This window comes from Mesorhizobium sp. M7A.F.Ca.CA.001.08.2.1 (genome assembly GCF_003998455.1).
GTDB classification, from domain to species: domain Bacteria; phylum Pseudomonadota; class Alphaproteobacteria; order Rhizobiales; family Rhizobiaceae; genus Mesorhizobium; species Mesorhizobium ciceri.
Window position 1 is genome coordinate 1 of the sequence record NZ_RZPW01000573.1, and the last position, 4,164, is coordinate 4,164.

Consider the following 4,164-nt stretch of genomic DNA (forward strand, 5'->3'; position numbering starts at 1 on the left):
ATCTTGGCGACCGGTCCCTGGACGGACTCCAGGATCTGCTGCAGCGGCTGCTCCCACGGCATGCCTGAGCCGGCGGCATAAACCGGGGCCGTGATAAGAAACGCGAGCGCTGTGGACGAAAGAAAGCGAAGCTTCTTGCGCATGAGGAAGGCCTTTCAAAGCTGCTGGAGTTGCGAAAGCGTGAGCGGGGCAACGGCGTAATCGCCGCTGCCGTCGAGACCGGTGACCTCGGCGATTGCGTCGATGTGGCGCGACGAGCCGCGTCCCGCTATGAAGACGATCAGATCTATCGCCTCAGCGATGAGCCGGCGGGGAACGGTGACCACGGCTTCCTGGGCGAGTTGCTCAATGCGATAGAGAGCCGAGCGCGCGGAATTGGCGTGTACGGTAGCGATGCCGCCTGGGTGCCCGGTGTTCCATGCCTTCAGCATGTCGAGCGCTTCCGCGCCCCTCACCTCGCCCACGATGATGCGGTCCGGCCTGAGCCTCAGCGTCGAGCGCACGAGATCGGCAAGGGTGACCGAGCCCCGCCTTGTTCTCAGGGCAACGCAGTCCCTGGCCGCGCACTGCAGTTCGCGTGTGTCCTCGATCAGGATCACCCGATCGTCGCATTCGGCGACTTCAGCCAGCAGAGCGTTGGCGAGTGTTGTCTTCCCCGAGGAAGTGCCGCCGGCGATCAGCATGTTGCGCCGCTCGCGGACGGCCTTTTTCAGCGCATCGGCCTGCAGCGGCAGCATGATGCGTTCGGCAACATAGTCGGCCAGGGTGTAGACTTTCGCGGCGGGCTTGCGGATGGCAAAACATGGCGCCAACACCACAGGTGGCAGCAGGCCTTCGAAGCGTTCGCCAGACGGCAATTCGGCACTGACGATCGGGTTGTCGGCGTGCGCCTCGGCGCGCACGTGCGAAGCAACCAGGCGGATGATACGTTCTGCCTCGGACGGGTGCATGTGAACGTCGGTATCGACCCGACCTTCGCCTAACCGGTCGAGTCGCAGCGCGCCGTCGGGATTGACCATCACCTCGATGACGGACGGATCGGCCAGGGCTTCGGTGATTGCCGGACCCATGGCGGTGCGCAGCATGACACGCCGCCGGTGGTCGGCCTCGGGATGAGAGCTCATCCTTCCCCTCCCCCACCATTGTCTTTGCTAAGCGACTTTTTGCCGGAAGCGATCTGGCGGCCGACCTTCTCAACGAATTTCTCGAAACGCTCTTGGGCAATAGCCTGCGTTGATCGATCCGGGACCGGCGTGTGGGCGTGAAGGGTGATCGAAAAGCGGATGAAGAGCGCCAGGCTCTCCAGGATCACCTCGGAATCGCGCCTGACGTGGGCAAGATCGCGGGAGAGCCGGTCAAGCCTTACGCCGTAGCGCCGATCGAACTCGCTCTCGCCACGCCGCTCGATGAACGCCTCGATCGCCTTCGCCACGATCGCTGATTTGGTCGTTGACGGATCGCGACTGAGGTTGTCCAGTTTCTCGCTGAGCTCCGGCTCAAGCAGAAACTGATGGCGAATGCGGTGCGGCTTCATGCGGCTCGTTCCGACGGCCCGGCGTTGCGCCGGCGACGGGAGAAGCATCGGCCAGACGCTCAAAATTGCTTATGGCCGTTATCTACGCTGAGGTGCGCTCTGCAACTCAGCGGACTTCAGAAGCCGGGAATGACATCGTCGCCCCTGCCCTCGTTGATACCGTAGGCGCGGGCCGCAGTGGAAATCCGATCCATGACACGCTTGTCCGCGAGCGCTTCGCTGTCATCGTCTGCGGGCTTGTACAGATCGGCCTGATCGGGCTCTTGAGAGACAACAACGTCTTCTTCGGGCAGGCTTGGATGGCGTTGCTGCTGAACGCCTCCCTCGTCTTCAACTGGCGCGTCGGCGCTTTCCTCGTCCGCAGCAAGTCGGCTATCGACGCTGCACACTTGTCCAGTCCAGCCGTCCGGGCGTGATGCAGGGCAGTCCGCATAGGGTCCGTCGTGCAGCACCGGCGCAGGCAGCACCCGATCTGTGAAATTCTGATCCTGATAATAGCGCAGCTTCTTGGCGCGGATCGGCGGCAACCCAGAAACCAGGACCAATTCGTCTGACGGCGGCAATTGCATCACCTCGCCTGGCGTCAGGAGCGGGCGCGCGGTTTCCTGGCGGCTCACCATGACATGTGAAAGCCAGGGCGCAAGCCGATGGCCCGCATAGTTGCGCATCGACCTAAGTTCGGTTGCGGTGCCGAGGGCATCCGAGATGCGCTTGGCCGTGCGTTCGTCATTGGAGGAAAAGGCAATTCGCACGTGGCAATTGTCGAGAATAGCATTGTTCTCGCCATAGGCCTTTGAAACCTGGTTCAAAGATTGTGCGATCAGATAGGAGCGAATGCCATAACCTGCCATGAAGGCGAGCGCCGTTTCGAAGAAGTCGAGGCGACCGAGCGCCGGAAACTCGTCCAGCATCATGAGCAGCTGATGCTTACGGCTCTTCTTCGGGTCCCCCTCCAGACGCTCCGTCAACCGCCTGCCGATCTGGTTCAAGATCAGTCGCACCAAAGGCTTGGTGCGCGAGATATCCGAAGGCGGCACGACCAGATAGAGCGACAGCGGTCGCTCTCCATCCACTAGGTCAGCGATGCGCCAGTCGCAGGACGAAGTGGCCGCCGCGACCGTTGGATCACGATAAAGCCCGAGAAAGGACATGGCGGTCGAGAGGACGCCTGAGCGCTCGTTTTCCGACTTGTTCAGGAGTTCGCGGGCCGCCGAGGCCACTACGGGATGGACCTGAGGGTTATGCCCCGTCCCGAGATGGTTTGTCGTCATCATCCGCCGTAGCGTTGCGGCAAACGAGCGTTGCGGGTCCGACAGGAAGGTGGCGACGCGGGCAAGCGTCTTGTCCTCTTCAGCGTAGAGCACGTGCAAAATGGCGCCAACTAGAAGTGAATGGCTGGTCTTCTCCCAGTGGTTCCGTCGCTCCAGCGCGCCCTCGGGATCGACGAGGATGTCGGCGATGTTTTGAACGTCCCGGATCTCATCTGGGCCTTTGCGCACCTCCAGCAGCGGGTTGTAGCGTGCCGATCTCGGGTCGGTCGGATTGAACAGAAGGCAGTACGAGAATTTCGACCGCCAGCCGGAGGTCAACTGCCAATTTTCGCCTTTTATATCATGAATGATGGCAGACCCGGTCCAGGAAAGTAGCGTTGGAACAACCAGCCCCACGCCCTTGCCCGAACGCGTCGGCGCAAATGCCATGACGTGCTCCGGGCCGTCATGGCGCAGATAGCGATCGTTCAGCCTACCGAGGAAAACGCCCGCCGGCCGTAACAACCCTGCCGTCTCGACCTCATGAGTCGTGGCCCACCGTGAAGACCCATAGGTCGTAACCGACCCGCGCTGTCGCGCGCGCAAAAGCGAGCCTGCGATTGCGGCGGCACAGCCCAGGAATCCGCTGGCGCCTGCAAGCGTACCGGCTTTGTCGAAGACCTCCGGCGCATAAGCATCGAAGTGGAACCACCATTCAAACAGCTTCCACGGCTTGTAGATTGGCCAGCCGGCGAAGAGAAACCATGGTGCGCCGAGAGGCGTCTGGTAGGTCAGCATTTGAGCGCACCATTGGGTTGCCGTCCATACGCCGATAATGACAATTGCGCACACAACGGCGATCTGCCCGATCAGTAGCTTCGTAGGTGTCATCGGCTTGACCCGCTGAACAACGCGACCTAGCATCGCGCGGCGCAGCCGGGACAGGAATGTTCCTCACATACGATTTGGGAGCAATGAACGACTTCCTACGTATGCAGGTCGGTCAGCACGCGTGTTGCGCCTTCACGCGACACCATCCTCTCCATTCACCCTGAGGCCCGGCGCCGACGACAGTTGCGTGATCGCTCCTCCGCAAAGTTATCTTCTGCGTTCAGGGAGCCAGGGGCGCCTGGGCTGGCTGATGAACACCGTCCGCTCGCGCATGTGGGGTCGAATTGATTTGTGCCCAAGTGGAGGCAGGCTCATTTAACAGTTGCCGCAGTTCCCCTGGCTCGAACGCCATCATCGGTGGGGAAGCGGGTTCATCCTCCAACAGTTGCCGCAGTTCCTCTGGCTCGAACGCCATCATCGATGGGGAAGCGGGTTCATCCTCCAACAGCTGCCGCAGTTCCCCTGGCTCGAACGCCATCATCGATGGGG

At 61.6% G+C, this 4,164-nt stretch carries 5 protein-coding genes; all 5 read right to left on the reverse strand.

Annotated elements, in window-relative coordinates; genetic code table 11:
- On the reverse strand, positions 1-143 hold a 143-nt coding region (locus tag EN914_RS26550; protein ID WP_206527244.1), incomplete at its 3' end, for a TrbC/VirB2 family protein.
- A gap of 12 nt (positions 144-155) precedes the next feature.
- Entirely contained in the window at positions 156-1,124 is a 969-nt protein-coding gene (gene trbB / locus EN914_RS26555) for a P-type conjugative transfer ATPase TrbB (RefSeq protein WP_024502850.1), read from the reverse strand.
- On the reverse strand, positions 1,121-1,534 hold the full coding sequence (locus tag EN914_RS26560; protein ID WP_024502849.1) for a CopG family transcriptional regulator: 414 nt from the start codon (positions 1,532-1,534) through the stop codon (positions 1,121-1,123). Before EN914_RS26560 ends, trbB begins: the two co-directional genes overlap by 4 nt.
- 116 nt (positions 1,535-1,650) lie before the next feature.
- A complete protein-coding gene (locus EN914_RS26565; RefSeq protein WP_024502848.1) occupies positions 1,651-3,675 on the reverse strand; it encodes a conjugal transfer protein TraG in 2,025 nt (674 codons plus the stop codon).
- 220 nt (positions 3,676-3,895) lie between these two features.
- Positions 3,896-4,164 (reverse strand): hypothetical protein (locus EN914_RS38765; RefSeq protein WP_206527243.1); only part of this gene is annotated, 269 nt, incomplete at its 5' end.

Excerpts from the sequence above, each read along its gene's own strand:
- EN914_RS26560 (WP_024502849.1), bottom strand. The coding sequence starts at position 1,534 with ATGAAGCCGCACCGCATTCGCCATCAGTTTCTGCTTGAGCCGGAGCTC.
- trbB (WP_024502850.1), bottom strand. The coding sequence starts at position 1,124 with ATGAGCTCTCATCCCGAGGCCGACCACCGGCGGCGTGTCATGCTGCGC.
- EN914_RS26565 (WP_024502848.1), bottom strand. The coding sequence starts at position 3,675 with ATGACACCTACGAAGCTACTGATCGGGCAGATCGCCGTTGTGTGCGCA.